Source organism: Gelidibacter sp. (assembly GCF_035515035.1).
Classification (GTDB): domain Bacteria; phylum Bacteroidota; class Bacteroidia; order Flavobacteriales; family Flavobacteriaceae; genus Gelidibacter.
In genome coordinates, this window is record NZ_DATJCA010000023.1 from 1 (window position 1) to 20,721 (window position 20,721).

Below are 20,721 nucleotides of genomic sequence, written 5' to 3' on the forward strand. Positions count from 1 at the left end.
GATTTTTACCGGTAAGCACGAAACCAGCAGCGGTATGGGCGGCGTAGAACTTACCGCTGATGCCTTTGGTGCCGTTGTTTCTTGGTTTCCGGCCGTTTTGGCCATTGCCGTATTTTTATTCGCATTTTCTACCATGGTATCGTGGTCGTATTACGGCATGCGTTCTTGGAGCTACCTATTTGGGAGAAGTAAAAAATTGGAAATGGTTTATAAAATCTTGTATCTCGTCTTCGTGGTCTTAGGAGCATCCGTAAGTTTAGGAGCCGTTCTAAGTTTCGCCGATATGATGATTCTCGCTATGTCCTTTCCTAATATTATAGGCTTGTATATCATGGCTCCCGAAATAAATGCCGATATGAAAATTTATTGGCAAAAATTAAAAGAGGGAAAACTGTATATCAACCCAAAATTTATCAAAGCGAAGGAATCTGAATAAAATTTTGTAAATTAATTTCTTTTTTAATTAGATGCTCATGAAACCAATAGTATTGTTTACCCTAACTCTTATTTTGTCATTCAATCACCTTCTGAATGCTCAGCAAACCGATAAAAACCTGGAAAAAGGACTTCAAAATCTTGTAAAGGATTTTGAAGGCGAAGTGGGCATTTACGTTTATAATCTTAAAACCAATCAGGAAGCTGGCATCAATGCCGATACCATTTTCCCAACGGCAAGTGTTGTAAAAGTTCCTATTTTGATTGAGGTTTTCAATCAGATCAAAGCAGGGAATTTACATCTTAAGGACACCATGGTTTATGATGCCAAGAGAAAATATGGCGGCTCTGGCTTGATGCAGTTTTATAAGGATAGTACAGTAACCGATCTTCGCACCCTAGCCTCATTGATGATAACAGTGAGCGATAATACAACATCGTTGTGGTGTCAGGAACTCGTGGGTGGTGGTGCGGTCATTAATAAAACCATGGACGATTTAGGCTTGGCGCATACCCGAGTGAACAGCCGTACGGAGGGCCGAACCAAAGATTGGGAAACCTATGGCTGGGGACAGACCACGCCACGAGAAATGGCTTCTTTACTGGTTAGAATGAGAAATAGGACCTTGGTTGATGCCGCATCCAGCGATGAAATGTACCGAATTATGTCCAATTCTTTCTATACCGACTATTCGTTATCCCAAATTCCACCATACGTACAAACCGCAGCCAAACAGGGTATGGTCAATAAATCACGGTCGGAGTTGGTTATGGTCAATGCACCAAGTGGCGATTATGTGTTTTATATTGCCACAAAAAACAACGTTGATGAATCCTGGGAATTTGATAATAAGGCTTGGCAATTGCAAAGAACCATTTCCGCCTATCTCTGGCGGTATTTTGAACCAGAATCGGACTGGAAGCCTGCAACAGGATTTGTAGATTTAGTAACGGGACTAAGATATTAACCATCAAATCAATCATTTTTGAAACCGGCAGCCATGACAATCAGATTATTCCTCTTAATGCTATTTACCTTCTGTGGAAACTTACTCGCCCAAGACGTAACCGTTCCTAACTATTATACATCTGACCAAGAGCTTTCAAAAAAACTGATGGCCATTGTCAAAGACCTAGGATTGGATAAGGATTTTAACGTGGGCGAAGATGGCACGGAACAAATCTCCTTGGCTGTCATTGATCTGAATGGAGCGAAACCAAAATTGGGCGGGGTCAATTATGACAATTTTATTTACCCTGCTTCAGTTTACAAAATATATGTTGGGGCAGAAATCTTGAACCAAATCTCCAATGGACATCGCCATCTTGATGATCCTTATGTGGTACAATCTCCTAACGATGTGGACAAGACCAAGGAAATTAAAAACGATCCCAGAGCTCTTTTGAAAGAGGGCGATAGCGTAACAGTCAACTACCTTTTGGACCTGATGATTACCCGCAGTGATAACACGGCGTCCAATTGCTTGATTGATTTGGCGCAACGTCCAAAAATCAATACCCTGATGCATCAATATAATTGGCAGGGCAGCGAGGTGACTAGAAAGTTCTTGAGCAGGAAATTTGAAGATCCCGAATACGCCGAAGCTGAAGGGACGATGACCTGTGCGTTGCACGCCGCGGACTTTATGTACAAAGTTCAAACCAATCAATTGTTAAACCCTTGGGTAAGTATGCAAATGAAATCCTTATTGGGCAGACAATTGGACAAAAGCAAACTTGCCGCAGGACTTCCTGATAATGCTATGTTCTACCACAAAACCGGCTGGTGGTCTTATTGGACCAATGATGTAGGAATTGTGGATGACGGAGAGACCGCTTATATCATTGCCTGCTTTTTACCGATAAAGGAAGAGCTTGTATTGCCTCAGATGAAAGAACTTTCTAAACGTATCTATAATTTAATGAAATCAAGAAGTTAAAGATTAGAATTCATCAATTTTATAGCGCATTCGACAGGTTCCAAGACAATGTCATTTGGACCATACAAAAAATAGATTCTATACGATTAATGCTTTTAACCTTTCTACAGCCTGTTCTGCAGTGATATCGCGTTGTGGGGAACCAAACATTTCATAGCCTACCATAAATTTCTTTACGGTGGCACTTCTCAATAGTGGCGGATAAAAACTCATATGCCAATGCCAATGTGCATTGGAATCTCCATTGGTAGGCGCCTGATGAATGCCACTAGAATAAGGAAATGAGGTTTGAAATAGAGCATCATAAGCTTTTGTGATTTTAGAAATAGCCTCTGCGAATGCCAAACTCTCACCGCCTGAGAGTTCTGAAATATCTTTATAATTCTTTTTAGGTGCAATCATGGTTTCAAAAGGCCATACGGCCCAAAATGGAGTGAGTACCACAAAATCATCGTTTTGATAAATAATACGTTCATCTACGTCAAGTTCCTGCTTTAAATAATCTCCCAAGAGACTGCTTTTATTTTTGTTATAATAAGTTCTTTGATGCTGATCTTTTTTCTCAACTTCATTGGGTAGTGTGGATTGGCTCCAAATTTGACCATGCGGGTGTGGATTGCTACACCCCATCACCGCACCTTTATTTTCGAAGATCTGCACATAATTAATCAGATCATTTGACCCCAATAAGACATATTCCTTTTGCCATGCCTTTATCACCTTATTAATATCCGCCACGTCCATATCTGCCAAACTCTTAGAGTGGTCCGGGCTAAAACAAACCACTTTGCAAATCCCTTGTTCACTTTCTGCAATGAACAAACCTTCGTTTACCGAAAACACGGGTGACGTTGTTTGAAGTGCAGCAAAATCATTGGTAAAAATAAAGACATCCTTATAATCTGGATTTTGCTCCCCATTAATTCGTGTATTACCGGCGCACAAATAGCAGGATGGATCGTGTGATGGCCGCTCTTCATCAGAAACAGCTTCGTTTTGCCCTTGCCAAGGCCGTTTAGCTCTGTGAGGTGACACCAATACCCATTCGCCAGTAAGGATATTATAACGCTTATGTGAATAGTCTTGTAAATTATTGTCCATGGTATTGAGATGTATAATTAATTTTTGTCATTCGGTTTTATATGGTGGGTCGTGAGTGGCGAGTCTTGAATCTTGGGTCTTGATCCTTTATTCTTGTTTTACTTTATCAAATGCGTTCCCTCGGAAAGTTTCACATCATAGATAGAACATTCCCTTCCAAACTCTTCTTTAAACTGCTTTGAAACTTCATTTTTGAATGCCTCCGTTCCACTCTTTCGAACTAAGTTGATGGTACAGCCACCAAAGCCGCCACCCATCATTCTAGCGCCAATAACATCCGAGCTTCCTTGTGCTTTCGTCACCAAAAAATCGAGTTCAGTACAGCTCACTTTGTATTGAGTACTCAAACCGTCATGAGATTGAAAAAGCAAATTTCCTAAAGTTCCCAAATCATCCTTTTCAATGGCTTCAGCAAACTTTTTCACTCGATTATTTTCTTCAATAACGTATAGGGCTTTTTGATAATCGGCTTCGGATAGATCTTGTTTGATAGTGTCTAAATTAGTTTTTGTAGCGTCTCTTAAAGCTACAACTCCTAGTAATTTGGATACGTTTTCACAAACTTCACGACGGTCATTATAAGCGGTCTCAGCCAAATCATGCTTGACATTGGTGTTTATGAGCATCAACTCATAATCCTTAAAATCGATTTCATAGGGTTTGGAGGTCACAGTCCTACAATCCAAAAGTAGCGCACTATCTTCAATGCCAAACATACTCGCATACTGATCCATAATGCCACATTTTACACCGGCATAATTGTGTTCGGCTTTTTGGGACACCAAAATCATCTCTTCTTTGGATAAGCCAAGACTAAAAAGCTCATTGATACCAAAAACGAAACTATTTTCTAATGCCGCCGAAGAGGACATGCCTGCACCACCGGGAATATTTCCAGAAAAAACCGCATTAAAATTACTCAAGGTTTTCCCGAGTACTTTTAATTCTGCGACAACACCTAAAATATAATTCCGCCAATCGCCATTTTTTATCGGGTTGATCTTGTCTAAAGCAAACTCATAAAGTTCACCTTTATTTAAGGCGAAAACCTTACTGGTGTTTACTTCACTTTTTTGAATGGCCAATGCAATACCTTTGTCTATAGCAGCAGGAAATACAAAACCCTCATTATAATCAGTATGTTCTCCAATAAGATTGATTCGTCCCGGAGAAAACACGATTAATGGTTCCGAAAGGAATTGGTCCTTAAAACTGATGGTGACTTCATTGATGAGTTTATTCTTCTCCATATCTAAGCGAAATAAATATAAATACCTACAACAAGTAAACATATTATAACGCCTACCTGCTTAACATATTTCCATGGGGTAATGTCCACCTGTTTGGTGTATTCTTGTATATAAGGTTCTTTTCTTGGTCTTAATTTTCCGATTATCAACATGATGGCAATGTTCATGACAAATAAAATCGCCATAATATCCAAAAAGTGAGGATATGCTTGCGCTTTTACTAACGCTAATGCCGCCTCGTCTGTAATACCAGAAGCAGCAGCTTTATCAAGCGCTTTTCCAATGAAATAAGGTTGAAGGAAGAATTGGCTGATGATATATAAAACACATCCAGAGACTAATCCCACTTTGGCCGCAATGGCCGGCACCCGTTTAGTAGTATAACCAACCACAATGATGGTGAGGATAGGGATGCTATAAATACCGTTAATTTCCTGTAGGTAAGCAAATAAACTACCCGCTTTGGCAATAAATGGTGCAATAAACATGGCCGCAATGGCCAATATAATTCCAAATATCTTACCATACTTCACCACAGTTTTCTCATCGGCTTCTTTATTGATGTGCTGCTTGTAAACGTCAATCCCGAACAAGGTGACGGAACTGTTCAACACACTATTGAACGAACTTAAAATAGCGCCAAAAATTACCGCAGCAAAAAAACCGACCCATGCCGACGGCAGTACTTTTTTAACCAGCATTGGGTAGGCACTATCAGCATTTTCCAAAGTTCCTTGAAACATGTGATAAGCAATCAATCCTGGCAACACCACAATGATGGGCCCCAATATTTTGATAAATCCGGCCAACATCAATCCTTTTTGGCCTTCTACCAAGTTTTTCGCACCCAGCGCTCTCTGAATAATTTGCTGGTTGGTACCCCAATAAAATAAATTGACCAACATCATCCCCGTGAAAATCGTGTAAAATGGCACCGGATCTGTCGGTCCTCCCATCGATTTGAATTTATCGGGATTTTCAGTGACCACTTCTGATAGTCCAGCTAAAATATCACCATCGCCAATCATCATCAAACCAAAAATAGGAATCAACACCCCACCTGCCAACAATCCGATGGCATTGATAGAATCGGATACCGCCACGGCTTTCAAACCTCCAAAAACAGCATAGATAGAACCGATGATGCCAATCCCCCAAACACAGATCCAAATAGACTGGGCTTGCGTGACACCGAGCAATTCGGGTACATCAAACATCCCACTGATGGCAAGCGATCCTGAATATAAAATCACTGGTAACAAAACCACGACATAACCGGATAGGAACAACACCGAGGTCAATGTTTTGGTCGTGACGTCAAACCGTTCTGCCAAAAAGCCAGGGACAGTGGTCAAACCTCCTTTTAAATATCTTGGCAACAAAAATATAGCCGTCAACACCATGGCCACGGCCGCCAATGTTTCCCAAACCATTACCGATAATCCGCTTTGGTAGGCCGATCCGTTGAGACCAACCAACTGTTCCGTAGAAAGATTGGTCAGCAATAAAGACCCTGCAACGACGCCTGCGGTTAAACTTCGTCCGCCTAGAAAATACCCATCTGAAGAGGACTCGTCGGTTTTTCGTGTTTTTAAATATGAGATTACGGCGACAAGGGCTGTAAAACCTACAAAGGTTAAAAATTGCATAGTTATGTGGTTAGTTAGTTGTTTTTTATAGTCTTACTGTTTTCAAAAGCAATTGTCCATTTGACATGGTAATGTCCTTTAGGTGATAGGATTTGAAGGCCCATCATATTATTAAAACTGTTATTCGCACCCGTCATCGGCTCAATGGCAATAACATCTGGTATGTCCGGCGTATATAATTGTAAATAATTCTCCTGTGATGTCGAACTTATTTCCAAGCGATAGTCTGGTGTTAAAAACTCCACTGTATCGGATTCGAGAATATATCCATCATCTAGTTTTACGTCTTTAAGTTGATAAGGCATATCCATATCAAAAGGGATTGTGCCAGAAATGATCTGTTGCTGGTCATGTAAAAACTGGGTCTTACTTTCAAAATTTAAATGGCTTTCCTTCAGATTTTTACTTTCAAAATAAGGATGCCATCCCAAAACAAATGGGAACGGTTTTATATCCTGATTGGTAATTTCTACGGCAAGGCTAAACTTATCTCGAGTCAATTTATAAATCAATTGGATCTGAAACCGAAAGGGGAAACCCTTATTTGTGCCGTTATGAGTAAATTGTAAGGTAATCTCTCCCGAATCGGGAGTTAGTTCTTGGTCAACAAGATCAAATATTTTGTCATACACTATCCCATGAAGCGCATTGTTTTTATCGGTTTCGTTACAATTTAGAATATAGTCAGTGCCATTAAATGTATATTTCCCATCCTTAATTCTATTCGCAAACGGAAACAAGATAGACGATGCGTAATTCTTTCCATAATTAGATGGATGGAAATCGGCAAGCACCTTTATCCCATCAAATTCCAGCCCACTCATTCGGCCGCCTTGATTAAGACAAAGTGTAGCTTTTGAGGTGTTCTGGGAATTGGCAATTACTAAAAATCGCAATCCATTTTCTTCTTTTTCAGTGAGTGTGTACAAGCGCTTATATCGATTTTCTAATAATTAAACGGTTCGGGTTTTCTACTTGGGCAAATTCCTTGTTTAAAATCATTTGCGCCAAACGTTGTCCCATGAGAATAAAATCGGTGGAGATGGTGGTGATGCCACCTTCAACAATTTCCTTTAATAGGGTATCATTATAGGAAATTAGTCCAATGTCCTTGGCAATGGTTAGACCTTGTTCTTTAATGCGTTTTATAATGCGAATTAAATTTTTATCGTCCAAGACAATATAAAGTTCTCCTGAGGTCAATTCTCTATTCATAAAGTTATCAATTACCTCATAATCTAGACCCTGATGCTCGCAAAATAATTTGAACCCGGTCAAAATGCCTTCGGGTTGACGCGCTGCAGGGTATAATAAAACCATTTTTTGATAAGGTCTTATTTTCCTGAGTGCCGTTTCAAGACCTTGGTAAATGTCTTGTTTGAAATTTTGAAATATTGATGGGTACTCCTTTAGATCTGGATTTGTTTGATCTAAAATATACACCTTCTCCTTTGGCAATCGCTCTATAATTTGCCTCGTATTTTTAAGATTTGCTGGCATAATCACATAAGTGGTATAATTGCCCACATTGTCATTGATCAGCTTGCTGAACATCTCAAGATTAAAATGATGAAAGAAAATATCCACTTGGATATTTTCACCTAAATTGGATAGAAAGGAGTTATACAAATCCTCCTTAAAGGAATTAAACTCGTCAAATAATAAAAATATTTTTTGATTAACGTCCACATCTTCACTGTTGACATAATAGCCCTTCCCAACGATGGAATGGATGATGCCCCGCGTCTTCAATTCATTGAACGCCGTAAGTACGGTATCTCTTGAAAGTGAATTTTGAGTCTTGATGTGGTTTAGGGAAGGAAGTCGATCTCCTTTTTTCAAAGTACCGTCAAGAATGGCCGCCTCAATAGAAGCCACGATTTGTTTGTACTTGGGAATTCCAGATTTTTCTTTAACTGCAACAATTCTCATATAACAAATTTAAAGGAATTTATCACATAAACAAACTGGTGGGTACTGGTTGTTATTTCTTGGCAAACAGACCAAAATGATAACAAAATCATGCATTTAAAACTTTCTCTTTTAGGTTTGTCGTTGTCTAATTCCTTTAAAATCATTTTTTTAACCTTTTGAATTTCAATTGCAGATATCTTGGAGAAATCGGCATTATCAATTACTTATATGGGGCAGGATTTATTCCAATACAGCTTTTTTTTCTACGTAATTTTAAGGAATGCTTCAGAAACTGCATGACCAACGGCATGTCTCTAAGCTCACCAATTATATTTAAAAGTAAATATTAAATCCAAAAAATGAGAATTATGAAAATCATACCCAAAGCTTTAGTTATCTGCATACTTACTTCAACAAGTTATGTAGTGCAAGCCCAAGACAAGATAAACATTGACACTTCGCAAAAATTTTACTTTCGCATCAGCGCAGGTTATAGTTTTGAATCCGGTAAAACGGAATTCAATAACGCCGATCCAAACGGTCTTACCGGCATTATGCAATCCACGGATGTTACCGTGGGTGCCGATGGCTCCGTGAATGTAAAAGCGCTCAACGGAACTGTGGGTGCCGGGGTAAAAGCCAATGCCACTATAGGATATATGTTTAACCCATACATTGGCGCCGAATTAGGTGTCAGCTACTTCCATGGCGATAAAACCTTAATCGGTCGCTTAAGAAGTCCGCAGGTCGTCTCTGAGGAAAACACTTATTTAAGAGGTTTTGACGTGGCGCCTGGAATTGTTCTGACCCCAAATTTTAAAACCATAAATCCCTATGCACGTATGGGATTGATTGTTCCCATTGCCGGAGAGTTAAATATTGAAACCAGGGCCAAACAAGCAAATGGTGGCGGCCCCGGCACGGATATTTTAGTGGAAGCGAAAAGTGAAGTAAAAGCCAGTTTCAGCGTTGGATATTTTGGAGCCATGGGCCTTAACTATCCTGTTAATGATAACTTGAGCATTTTTGCCGAAGTTGAAATCAAGAATTTGAGCATTAAGAGTAAATCGGCTGAAATCACCGAATATGCTACCACAGCCATTTCTAAAGGACAGTCACAATTGGTACCGGGACAACAATTATCTGATCTTCCCATTTACGAAAAGCAATTTGAGTTTACAGATGATTATACCCAAAGTAGCACAACCACACCAAACCAAAACGAACCACGTAAAATTCCCACACAATTTGTGAATGCCAGTGGTACAGGTATTAATTTTGGTATCAGGTTCACAATTAATTAAAAGGTATGGGAACGATCAAAAAATATCTATTAGGTCTCGGATTTGTACTTTTTAGTATTGCAACAAGTCAGGCGCAAACTATTGTTGGGCAATGGAAAACAGTTGATGATGAAACAGGTCAGGCAAAATCCATTGTTGAACTTTATAAGGACAACGGAAAATTATACGGAAAGATTATCAAATTGTTAGTGCCAGAAGATCAAGGCAAATTGTGCGTAAAATGTACAGGCATAGACTACAACCAACCTATTGAAGGGTTAATCATTGCCAAAGGATTGACTAAAGATAAAGACGACAATACCTACGAAGGAGGCACTATTTTTGATCCCGAAAAAGGTAAGGAATACAAGTGCAAAATGTGGATTGACCAAGCGGAACCCAACACGTTAAACGTACGCGGCTACATTGCATTTTTTTACCGAACCCAAAAATGGTATCGGGTCACGAATTGAAAATATGATTAGATACCACCACAAAAGGCACTTCAAAATCATGAAGTGCTTTTTTAATATATTTTAATGGGATTGAAATTCTAAGGTCTCGACACTTGAAGACTGCAGCAACAGTTTCCTCAAAATCCCTTGGACTTCCGTCGTTTCTTTCTGCGGAATTAGGAAGGTTTCCAAATCCTCGGTATTTATTATTTGTTCTGATTTCTCCACAAATCCATACCCAAGATACAATCCGTTTTTGATCAGCACAAAAGCCTCCTCTTCCACGTGGCGACCTTTTTCCTTTAAAACCACATTCTGATTGGAGTTGGCCATATAATCCATCGCCAAACTGACGCGCTCATTATAAGCTATAATCGACTCTTCATCCCTACAGACGCCTTTGCAATTGGTCAGTTTGTAATGTGAGCAGGTCCAGACATTTTCTTGTAAATGGCAATATTTTGGGCATAGCTCAAATTGCTCGCATACGTGTTCCAAGTAAAGTCTGCAATCGCGAATACTATGAAAAATCTGTAACGGATTGGGTGTAGCTTTCAGTGTATTGAACGCCAAGTGCTGAACGCCCTGTCGATCTTCATAACTAAACACCGCATAGGGTTTTGGCACCCGTTTGGCTGCTTGATTATAAATTGGAAAATGATGTTTTATAGCGGCATCTTCCATTAATCGGGCTACGAGATCGCTTCCCGAAAGCTCAAAATCGATATGCGCGGTTTCCCTACAAAGGTTAAGTTCCTTCTCTTTTTTATCGTAGAAATGGCCTAAGACCCGTTTTTTAAGATTGATGGCCTTTCCGACATAAATGATTTTACCCTTTTTGTTTTTAAAATAATAAATACCTGGCCCATTGGGAATGCCTTCAAAAATAGCACTCGGCAAATGTGAAGGCAACGTCGCTTCTTTAGAACCTTTTTTCAAAAAATCGGCAAAAACGGTATCTGAATTAGTATGCCCCAATAATTTTTCAAAAAGTGTCACGGTGGCTTCGGCATCTCCTCGTGCGCGGTGTCTATCCACTAAATTAATATTTAAGGTAGTGCACAATTTCCCCAAACTATACGATCGGAATCCGGGGAACAAGGTTCTGGATAATCGCACTGTACATAGTTTCCGTCGCCTGAAATCGCCGCCAATAGCTTTAAACTCATTACGGATCACGTTATAGTCAAAATTGACATTATGTGCCACAAAAATGCTGTCTTCCGTAATGGAAAGAATGGCTTCTGAAATCTCTGCAAAGGTTGGCGCATCAGCAACTAACGCATTATCAATTCCCGTCAATGCGGTAATATAATCTGGAATTAATGCTTGCGGATTGACCAGCGAGGTAAACTCTTCAAGAATCTTTTCGCCATCATGTTTAAAAATGGAAATTTCAGTAATCTTATTGCCACGTCCAGTGGTTTCCACATCAATAATGGTATATGTCGTTTTGGGTTTTGCCATTATGCCATTTTTTGAACCGCTTCCAATTCCACTTTCAACTCTTGGAACATCGCCATAATACTGCTCATTTTTAGTTCTTTTTCGTCGTATTCCTGAGTATTGATGCAGCAGGTAAATTCCCAAAGCTCCAATACATTTTCAATAGGAACTTCATACGGTTGATATACTTTATTGTCGCTGCTCAACAACAGAACGTTCTTGTCCTCTATCAAATTATAGACGCGTTTATAAACCAGACCATCATCTTTGGTCAATACCACATAGGTACGTCCATTTTTTACATCCTGGATATCTTCAACAAATTTCGCGACCACAAAAGAGCCATCTTTTACGGGCAACATCGAATCGCCTTTGATAGGAAAAGCACGATGGGTTCCGGTGGGAAGAAAAGGCAATTTAATTTTCTGCAGCTGCTCAATATACTCCGGATCGTCATATCCAGACAGGTAACCTGCTGAGGCTTTTGCCGGGATAATTTCAATAAGGTCTTCATTATCTTCATTGACCGTTATCGGAAATAGCACCCGCTTGCTGCCAATGTCAATAAAGGAGGTGTCCTTGGCTTTGCGCAAATCGTTTCTGACCAGAATATCAATCGGGATTTTAAAGTAATTGGACAGATCGATCAATCGGTCAATTGGCGGCTCGGAACGTCCTTCTTCATAAGATCCAACGATGGATCGTGACCAGCCCAACTCATCGGCAAAACGCTCTTGCGACAGTTCTTTTAAAGAACGTAGGTGTTTGATATTTGCTTGGATATGTTTCATTTTCTTAGTTTATCTTATTTCTGTCACATTTCTTGTTTCCTGAATACTGAATACTGATTCTACAATTTACTACAAATGTAAGCAATCAATACTACATATAATAGCTAACTTTGAAAAATATCAACAAACAGAAAAAATGTACCTCAACTGCCACACTTATTATAGCCTTCGCTACGGCACCATCAAGCCTGAGCAGTTGCTTGCCATTGCTTCAGAAAATGGCCTGCAGACCTTGGCTTTGACGGACATCAACAGCACATCCGCCTGCTTGGATTTTGTGAGATTGTCCTCAAAATATAAGATCAAGCCCGTTTTGGGCATTGACTTCAGAAATGGTGTCCAACAGCAATTTGTTCTCATTGCAAAAAACAACAATGGGTTTAAGAACATCAACGATTACCTCTCCGAATTTTTGCACGATTCAGAATTGGAAATCCCTGAAATTGCACCCCAATTGGAAGATGTCTTTGTGATTTATCCGTATATCCATAAAAAAACATACCAACTTAGAGAGAACGAATTCTTGGGCATCAAACCCAAGGACTTGAACCATCTCAAATTTTCCAAATGGAATACCTTACGGAACAAATTGGTCGTATTAAAAACCGTGTCATTTCAGACTAAGAAAGATTTTAATACCCATCGTTTGTTACGCGCCATTGACAATAATACCTTGTTGAGTAAACTCGCTAAAAGTGAGCAGGGACAGGAAACGGACAGGATGTTGCCCTATCAGGAATTGTGCGATACTTATAATGAATTTCCAGAACTTTTAAAAAACACAGCGTCCATTCTTGAAAAATGTCAGATCGATTTTGACTATTCACATGAGAATCCCAACAACCAACGTTGCTACACCCACAACGAGGCATTGGATTTTAGACTGCTTAGAAAACTCACTTACGACGGGATTCACTACCGGTATAAAAACCCTGGAGAGCGTATTTTCAATCGTATCGAAAAAGAACTGTCCATCATTGAACAAAAAGGATTCATATCTTATTTTTTGATCAATTGGAAGATTTTAAAATATGCCCGTAGCAAAAATTATTTCTACGTTGGTCGGGGCAGTGGCGCCAATAGCATTGTAGCTTATTTGCTTCGGATAACCGATGTGGATCCGGTGGAGCTCGATCTCTATTTTGAGCGTTTTATTAATGTCTTCAGACAGAATCCACCCGATTTTGACCTTGATTTTTCATGGAAAGACCGTGATGATATCACCGATTTTATTTTCAACCGATTTAAAAACACCGCGTTGATTGCCGTGTACAACACCTTTAAGTTCAAAGCTTCCGTGCGGGAATTGGGGAAAGTGTTTGGTTTGCCAAAATCGGAAATGGACATGCTCACTAGAGGGAAATACCACATTAATCAATTGGACAACCTATCCCAGCTTGTTATTAAATACAGTACTTATATTCAAGGTTTTCCTAATTATTTGGGCATTCATGCCGGTGGCATTATTATTTCTGAAAAACCCATTCATTACTATGGCGCAACTTTTATGCCCCCAAAAGGTTACGCTACCACTCAATTTGATATGGTTGTGGCGGAAGATATCGGGCTGTACAAATTTGATATTTTAAGCCAACGGGGACTCGGCAAAATCAAGGAAGCCACAGAGATTATCGCCTACAACCATCCCGAAAAACCACCAATCGACATCCATGATATCCAACGGTTCAAACAAGATGCACGCATCAAATATTTACTTAAAAACGCTAAAGCTATCGGCTGTTTTTATGTGGAATCTCCAGCCATGCGCATGTTGATGCGCAAATTGCAAGTGGATAGTTATTTGGGCTTGGTGGCGGCAAGTTCCGTAATTCGTCCTGGCGTTGCCAAAAGTGGCATGATGCGGGAATATATTCTGCGGTATCGCGATCCAGACCGCCGGAAGGATGCGCCCAAAGTCTTGCTCGATCTCATGCCAGAAACCTTTGGCGTGATGGTCTATCAAGAAGACGTTATAAAAGTAGCACACTATTTTGGCGGTCTCACGCTTGGAGAAGCCGATATGTTGCGTCGTGGCATGTCGGGGAAATTCCGATCGCGTGATGAGTTCATGAAAGTGAAACAACAGTTTTTTGACAATTGTAAAAAAAGCGGAAAACCTGACGATTTAGTATCCGATATTTGGCGACAGATTGAAAGTTTTGCCGGGTATGCGTTTGCAAAAGGCCATTCGGCGTCCTACGCGGTGGAAAGTTACCAAAGTTTGTTTTTGAAAGCCTATTTTCCATTGGAATATATGGTGGCAACCATTAATAATTTTGGCGGATTTTACAGCACAGAGCTCTATGTCCATGAAGCGCGGATGGATGGCGGCCTCATAGAAGCGCCCTGTATTAATTCCAGTTTTACGCAAACGGTCATTCATGGAAAAACTATTTACCTCGGGTTTATGTTCCTGCAATCCTTGGAATCTAAAATCATCAAGCGTATCGTAAAAGAACGCCAGACGGAAGGACGTTTTTTAAGCTTGGATGACTTTATTGAACGGGTTCCGATTTCCATAGAACAGATTTCAATTTTGATAAAAATCAATGCCTTCCGATTTACGGCAAACAACAAACGTGAACTGCTCTGGGAAGCCCATTTAAAAATAAGTAAACATGTGACACAAGAACAGGTTGTCACACTCTTTAAAACCGAACGCATCCATTATAAAACACCCGAATTGCCAAGTACAGCCTTGGAAAACGCTTTTGACGAAATTGAATTGTTGGGCTTTCCACTTTGCAATCCGTTTCATCTCTTGGAAAAACGTTCTGTAAACCCATTGCGGGCAAAAGATTTGCACTCTTTGGAAGGAAAGACGGTCACGATTGAAGGTTACCTCATCACCGCCAAAAACACCAAGACGACCAGCGGTAAAATCATGCATTTTGGAAACTTTTTGGATCGTGATGGTGATTTTGTAGACACCGTTCATTTTCCACCGGTGGCAGCCAGATTTCCATTTAGAGGCAAAGGCATTTATAGTATTTCGGGCAAAGTGGTGATTGAATTTGACTGTGTAACGATTGAAGTAAGTAGCATGGAACACTTGGCGGTAATTGAAGATCCGAGGTATAAAGTCCCATCTCCTAAATCCCCTTCCCGAGAGGAAGAGGACTTTCAGGACGGAATGATGCCGAGAGTGAGACTAAAATCCAACAGATCACCAATCCAAATATCCGCTTCCCGATAGGTGGATAAATCGAGACTTATAAAACCATTAAAAAATACCTATAAATATAATAAATAATACACGTGCATTTATTTTTTTACTATCTTTATAAAAAACAACAAGTTATGAGTACGAAATTGACATTGACAATCGAAAAGGAAGTCATAGAAAAGGCAAAAAAATATGCAAAAGAGAAAAACCGTAGTCTATCCGATATTATTGAAAATTATCTCAAAATATTAACCATGGAAGAACGTCAAAAAAGCGAGAAAACTCTTCATCCAATTGTAAAATCCCTAAAAGGCTCTTTTAAAACATCTAAAAAAATAGATTACAAGAAAGAATTAGTGAAACGATTAGAAGAAAAATATTTATAAAATGGATCATGTACTTATAGACACCGATGTCATATTAGATTTTTTCTTTGATCGAGAACCCTATTCCGAATATGCCGCAAAAGTTTTGAACTTATGTGAAGAACAAAAAATAAAAGGATTTATAACTCCTGTAGCAATTTCAAATATTTATTATTTATTGAGAAAAATTGGAAAGCATGACATTATTATTGAAAGATTAAAACAGCTTCTAACCATTATCGACATTGCTGAGATGGATGAAACCGTGGTCTTAAATGCGCTAAATTCTCAATTCAAGGATTTTGAAGATGCTTTACAAAATTTCTCTGCTATAGGAAAAGGAAAAATTAAAGTCATTTTAACAAGGAATATAAAAGATTTTAAAAAAAGTACATTAGCCATACTGACCCCTGAAATGTATTTGAAAGGCAACTCTAACGCCAAATAAAGTATCTAAAAAACGTTATTCATTAATGAGTCGAAAGCAAATCTTGATTTCCTTTCGCAAAAGCACCCTTCTTAGAAACAGTCTTGATTCTTTGTTCCTGATTCTTAACACTTGATACTTAATACTTAATACTATTTAAAAATGTCCCACCAACGTTCCATAGTCCACATGGATTTAGATACTTTTTTCGTGTCCTGCGAACGTCTGCTCGACAGTCGCCTGATTGGGAAACCTGTTCTTATTGGCGGCACAAGTGATAGAGGTGTTGTAGCTTCCTGTAGTTACGAGGCACGGAAATTTGGCATCCATTCCGCAATGCCCATGCGCATGGCAAAACAATTATGTCCTGAAGCCATTATTCTTCGTGGTGACGCTGGCACTTACACCAAGTTTTCCCAAAATGTTACGGACGTCATCAAAGACAGTGTGCCGCTTTATGAAAAAACATCAGTTGATGAATTTTATATTGACTTGACGGGGATGGACAAGTTTTTTGGGTGCCATAAATTGGCATCTGAGTTGCGCCAACGCATCATCAAAGAAACTGGATTGCCTATTTCGTTTGGATTATCGCTCAACAAAACCGTTTCCAAAATTGCCACTGGAGAAGCCAAACCCAATAATGAAATCCGTATTCTCTCAGGAGATGAAAAACCGTTTTTGGCACCGTTGTCCGTTAAGAAAATCCCCATGGTTGGTGATGTCACTTATAAATCTTTATGCGATTTGGGCATCAAACAAATTAGGACCGTTCAGGAAATGCCCATGGAGCTCATGTACAAAGTACTCGGTAAAAACGGCTTGAGCATTTGGAACAAAGCCAACGGCATTGACCCTTCACCAGTGATTCAGTATCAAGAACGTAAATCCATATCTACAGAACGCACCTTCAATAAAGACACCACAGATGTGACCAGATTGAAAGGCATTATCATTGCCATGGCTGAAAACCTAGCGTATCAATTACGGCGCGGCAACAAACTATCGGCATGTATCACCTTTAAAATCCGTTATTCTGATTTTCAGACCTACACACAACAGCAACGCATTCCGTATAGTGCTATGGATCATAACATCATTCCAGTAGTACTCGACCTGTTTGAAAAGCTTTATAACCGCCGACTTTTAGTCCGGCTGATTGGAGTTAAATTCAGCCATTTGGTAGAAGGCGGGCATCAGGTCAATTTATTTGACGACGACACCAAATATCTCAATTTAAATACCGCCATTGATAAAATGCGCGAACGTTATGGCGACAGGGCGGTGATCAGTGCTGCCGGAATGGAAGCCCGAACCATCGGCAGATGGAACCCGTTTAATGGCGAACCACCGCCGTTGTTGCCGCATCGGAAATCTTAGCTCTCTATTGGACGCGTTGATGGGTTTCTTGTTTCGAACTTCTGATCAAAACTCTGGAGGACACACTTGATTCTTGATTCTAGGTAAAAAATGCCCATTTCCTATTCTGATTCTAGGTTTCCTAAGGGTCTTGTTTTCAATAATATATTTTGCAACTCAACCCGTACATCGTACCTTTGAAGCATCCCAAACAACAATCTTATGCTCGATAATTTCTGGTTTAACGTGAAGTACGGCATGAACCATGTCTTGGATATCAATGCATATGATCATGTCCTGTTTTTATTGGTGCTTACCGTACCTTACTTATTCAAAGATTGGAAACGTATTATCTTACTGGTCACCATGTTTACCATAGGCCATACCATTAGTTTAGTCTTGGCTGTGTACGGCATTGTCAGTGTGAGTGCTAATTTAATTGAATTTCTGATTCCCATAACCATAATGGTTGTGGCGCTCTACAATGTTTTTACTGCCGGAAAAAAAGCGCCAAGTGAAAAAATTGGAATCCTGTTTTTCTCAACTTTGTTTTTCGGATTGATTCACGGGTTTGGTTTTGCTGGGGAATTTAGAATGTTTGTAGGAAGAGCGGAAAGTAAATTGATGCCTTTGATAGAATTTGCCTTAGGAATTGAATTGGCACAAATCATCATTGTTTTTGTAGTCTTGTTTTTAGGTTTTCTATGTCAAACCCTCTTCAGGATTTCAAAACGCGATTGGATTGTGGTGCTATCGGCAGTTGTAGTAGGTTTGGTTATTCCCATGCTGCTCAACAATGAGTTATTTTCATAAGAGCTACACGAATCACTAAAATTTTACTCTAAATTGTCACAAATTAAAATACGAAGCTTTTATATTCGTTGTAGGTTTGCACGGGAAGCATCGACTAAATAATTAAATTAATTAATGCCAAAGAAAAAACAGTTACGCTACGATAAGGCGTATTTAAGAATCGCAGAAGAATGGGGTAAACTATCCCATTGCAAACGCAAGCAGGTTGGCGCACTTATAGTTAAGGACAGAATGATTATTTCTGACGGCTATAATGGCACACCTACAGGTTTTGAAAACTATTGTGAGGATGATGAAGGCTACACCAAATGGTACGTTCTTCATGCCGAAGCCAACGCCATTTTAAAAGTGGCGGCCTCGACACAATCCTGTAAAGGCGCCACTCTATACATCACCTTATCCCCTTGCAAGGAATGCAGCAAATTGATCCATCAAGCTGGCATCATTCGTGTTGTATATCACCAAGGTTACAAAGATGATTCCGGGCTTGAGTTTTTGGCCAAAGCCGGTATAGAACTAGAACATATAGAAGAATTAAGCACAGAATGACTTCCAAGAAAAAATACATTCCATTGATTATTGGTGTTGCCATTGCAGCGGGTGTTTTCGTTGGTGGCAAACTCAATTTCACGGATAATTCTGATCGTTTATTTACTTCAAACAGCAAAAAAGACAAGCTCAATCGGCTCATTGATTATATTGATTTTGAATATGTCGACAATGTAAATACTGATAGCATTGTGGATGTCACAGTTAATGGTATTTTAGACAAACTCGATCCGCATTCCGTTTACATTCCAAAAAACGAAATGCAACGGGTCACGGAAAACATGAAAGGCGATTTTGTAGGGATTGGGGTCAGTTTCTACACCTACAAAGATACTATAGCTGTCATCAGATCGCTTCCTGGAGGTCCCAGCGAAAGAGCAGGAATAAAAAGTGGTGACCGTATTATTATGGCCGATGACGATTCTATTTTTGGACGTCAATGGAGCAATGAAGACATCATTAAAAAGTTAAAAGGCGAGAAAAACTCTAAAATAAAACTGAAAGTTTACCGAAAAGGCGAACAAGATCTACTTGATTTTACCATCAGGCGCGCAAGCATCCCCATCAACAGTGTGGATGCGGCTTATATGATTACAAATGATCTGGCCTATATTAAAATCAACCGATTTGCCGAGTCGACCTATAGAGAGTTCAAATCAGCCCTGAACGAACTGCAAGATCAAGGCGCCACCAAATTAGTACTTGATTTAAGGGATAATCCTGGCGGTTTCTTGGGAATTGCCGAACAAATAGTGGATGAGTTTTTGGAAGACGGTAAATTGATTCTCTTCACAAAAAACAAATCGGGCCGGATCGAAAACAGTTATGCCACCCGTAAAGGTGATTTTGAAGAAGGCGAAGTGTTTGTACTGATCAATGAAAACTCAGCTTCTGCCAGCGAAATTATTGCCGGTGCATTACAGGATAATGATAAAGGCACAATTATTGGGCGCAGAAGTTACGGGAAAGGTCTCGTGCAACGCGAAATGGCTTTGGGAGATGGCAGCGCAGTACGCTTAACCGTATCAAGATATTACACTCCAACAGGACGCTCCATCCAACGTCCTTATGATAACGGCCATAACCAAGAATACTACAACGATTATTACAAACGCAGAAGCAGTGGTGAACTCAATGATGAAGTCAACATCAAAGTAGCCGATTCTTTAAAGTTTACCACCCCAAAAGGCAAAATTGTTTATGGCGGGGGCGGCATTATTCCTGATGTTTTTGTGCCTTTAGATTCAAGCATCCAAAACGAAACCTTGAACTACATCAGACAAAGTGGCCTGATCAGTTACTTTGTTTTTGAAGAACTGGATAAAGATCGTGGGAGTTATAATGGGGTCACCCAAAAGGATTTCATCTCTAATTTTGAGGTCAGCGATGATATTGTCATCAGATTTCAGGACTATTTGAATGAAAGACATAGAGCCAACGTCACTTTTGTAGCCTACAATAAAGAAATGAAACAACTAATCAAAGCCGCTTTAGCCGATCAATTATACGGATCAAATGCTTCCGAAGAAATTCTAAATGCTACGGATGATATGATTGAGGAAGTGATGAGATTGATTGAGGAAAAGTAGCGGGAGTTATTTTTTATGTTCTATTAGTATTATTTATTAAGACTATCGCGCTTATATAAAACCGTTTTAAAAACCAGCTATTTCTTCACCCATATAATAGATTATTAACACATTGTCAGGCTTTTTATATTCGAATATAGTTTCCTTTGCAGTGTCTCTTTTCTCAAATTTCTGAGGGGATCAGAATAT

Annotated in this window: 19 protein-coding genes; 12 read left to right on the forward strand and 7 right to left on the reverse strand. The window is 39.5% G+C overall.

All coding sequences use genetic code 11. The features are described from left to right. The 3 genes from VLZ86_RS01730 to VLZ86_RS01740 all read left to right on the forward strand — a co-directional run. Nucleotides 1-436, forward strand: a 436-nt coding sequence (locus VLZ86_RS01730) for an alanine:cation symporter family protein (RefSeq protein WP_325448091.1), incomplete at its 5' end; no start/stop codon positions are given. 37 nt (nt 437-473) lie between these two features. After that, nucleotides 474-1,403, forward strand: a complete 930-nt coding sequence (locus VLZ86_RS01735) for a serine hydrolase (RefSeq protein ID WP_325448093.1) — start codon at nt 474-476, stop codon at nt 1,401-1,403. Nucleotides 1,404-1,436: 33 nt separating this feature from the next. Then, nucleotides 1,437-2,375 carry a serine hydrolase gene (locus VLZ86_RS01740; RefSeq protein ID WP_325448094.1) on the forward strand — a complete coding sequence of 313 codons (939 nt, stop codon included), beginning with the start codon at nt 1,437-1,439 and terminating at the stop codon, nt 2,373-2,375. Between the two features lie 78 nt (nt 2,376-2,453). On the opposite strand, the gene VLZ86_RS01745 is transcribed toward VLZ86_RS01740, so the two are convergent. The 5 genes from VLZ86_RS01745 to VLZ86_RS01765 all read right to left on the reverse strand — a co-directional run bounded on the left by VLZ86_RS01745 (nt 2,454) and on the right by VLZ86_RS01765 (nt 8,307). Beyond that, nucleotides 2,454-3,476 (reverse strand): UDP-glucose--hexose-1-phosphate uridylyltransferase, encoded by a 1,023-nt coding sequence (locus VLZ86_RS01745; RefSeq protein WP_325448096.1) that lies wholly within the window; start codon nt 3,474-3,476, stop codon nt 2,454-2,456. A gap of 98 nt (nt 3,477-3,574) precedes the next feature. Continuing rightward, nucleotides 3,575-4,726: a galactokinase gene (galK, locus tag VLZ86_RS01750; RefSeq protein WP_325448098.1), complete on the reverse strand. Its 1,152-nt coding sequence runs from the start codon at nt 4,724-4,726 to the stop codon at nt 3,575-3,577. A gap of 2 nt (nt 4,727-4,728) precedes the next feature. Then, nucleotides 4,729-6,375, reverse strand: a complete 1,647-nt coding sequence (locus VLZ86_RS01755) for a solute:sodium symporter family transporter (RefSeq protein WP_325448099.1) — start codon at nt 6,373-6,375, stop codon at nt 4,729-4,731. 14 nt (nt 6,376-6,389) lie between these two features. Then, nucleotides 6,390-7,304: an aldose 1-epimerase gene (locus VLZ86_RS01760; protein WP_325448100.1), complete on the reverse strand. Its 915-nt coding sequence runs from the start codon at nt 7,302-7,304 to the stop codon at nt 6,390-6,392. Between the two features lie 4 nt (nt 7,305-7,308). Further along, nucleotides 7,309-8,307 (reverse strand): GntR family transcriptional regulator, encoded by a 999-nt coding sequence (locus tag VLZ86_RS01765; protein WP_325448101.1) that lies wholly within the window; start codon nt 8,305-8,307, stop codon nt 7,309-7,311. A gap of 350 nt (nt 8,308-8,657) precedes the next feature. Between VLZ86_RS01765 and VLZ86_RS01770 the strand changes: the two genes are divergently transcribed. Both VLZ86_RS01770 and VLZ86_RS01775 read left to right on the forward strand, forming a co-directional pair. Next, nucleotides 8,658-9,593, forward strand: coding sequence for an outer membrane beta-barrel protein (locus VLZ86_RS01770; RefSeq protein ID WP_325448103.1), 936 nt, complete (start codon nt 8,658-8,660; stop codon nt 9,591-9,593). Nucleotides 9,594-9,598: 5 nt separating this feature from the next. Beyond that, a complete protein-coding gene (locus tag VLZ86_RS01775) occupies nt 9,599-10,045 on the forward strand; it encodes a DUF2147 domain-containing protein (RefSeq protein ID WP_325448105.1) in 447 nt (148 codons plus the stop codon). A 63-nt stretch (nt 10,046-10,108) separates the two neighbouring features. Here the strand turns inward: VLZ86_RS01775 and VLZ86_RS01780 are convergent, their stop codons facing one another. Continuing rightward, nucleotides 10,109-11,494, reverse strand: a complete 1,386-nt coding sequence (locus VLZ86_RS01780) for an exonuclease domain-containing protein (protein ID WP_325448107.1) — start codon at nt 11,492-11,494, stop codon at nt 10,109-10,111. Then, nucleotides 11,494-12,264: a LexA family transcriptional regulator gene (locus VLZ86_RS01785; protein ID WP_325448109.1), complete on the reverse strand. Its 771-nt coding sequence runs from the start codon at nt 12,262-12,264 to the stop codon at nt 11,494-11,496. The genes VLZ86_RS01780 and VLZ86_RS01785 overlap by 1 nt, the downstream gene beginning before the upstream one ends. A gap of 136 nt (nt 12,265-12,400) precedes the next feature. Between VLZ86_RS01785 and VLZ86_RS01790 the strand changes: the two genes are divergently transcribed. The 7 genes from VLZ86_RS01790 (at nt 12,401) to VLZ86_RS01820 (ending at nt 20,532) form a co-directional block, all read left to right on the forward strand. Next, entirely contained in the window at nt 12,401-15,460 is a 3,060-nt protein-coding gene (locus tag VLZ86_RS01790) for a DNA polymerase III subunit alpha (protein ID WP_325448111.1), read from the forward strand. A 104-nt stretch (nt 15,461-15,564) separates the two neighbouring features. Next, nucleotides 15,565-15,816 (forward strand): DUF6364 family protein, encoded by a 252-nt coding sequence (locus tag VLZ86_RS01795; protein ID WP_325448113.1) that lies wholly within the window; start codon nt 15,565-15,567, stop codon nt 15,814-15,816. A 1-nt stretch (nt 15,817) separates the two neighbouring features. Next, nucleotides 15,818-16,243, forward strand: coding sequence for a PIN domain-containing protein (locus tag VLZ86_RS01800; RefSeq protein ID WP_325448115.1), 426 nt, complete (start codon nt 15,818-15,820; stop codon nt 16,241-16,243). Nucleotides 16,244-16,384: 141 nt separating this feature from the next. Beyond that, the gene (gene dinB / locus VLZ86_RS01805) at nt 16,385-17,602 is read left to right on the forward strand and encodes a DNA polymerase IV (RefSeq protein ID WP_325448117.1); all 1,218 of its coding nucleotides are present in this window, start codon (nt 16,385-16,387) and stop codon (nt 17,600-17,602) included. Between the two features lie 201 nt (nt 17,603-17,803). After that, nucleotides 17,804-18,394 carry a HupE/UreJ family protein gene (locus VLZ86_RS01810; RefSeq protein WP_325448119.1) on the forward strand — a complete coding sequence of 197 codons (591 nt, stop codon included), beginning with the start codon at nt 17,804-17,806 and terminating at the stop codon, nt 18,392-18,394. A gap of 114 nt (nt 18,395-18,508) precedes the next feature. Further along, complete coding sequence (locus tag VLZ86_RS01815) at nt 18,509-18,943, forward strand: dCMP deaminase family protein (RefSeq protein WP_325448121.1); 435 nt, start codon at nt 18,509-18,511, stop codon at nt 18,941-18,943. Beyond that, a complete protein-coding gene (locus VLZ86_RS01820; protein ID WP_325448123.1) occupies nt 18,940-20,532 on the forward strand; it encodes a S41 family peptidase in 1,593 nt (530 codons plus the stop codon). The genes VLZ86_RS01815 and VLZ86_RS01820 overlap by 4 nt, the downstream gene beginning before the upstream one ends. The last annotated feature ends 189 nt before the right edge of the window (nt 20,533-20,721 follow it).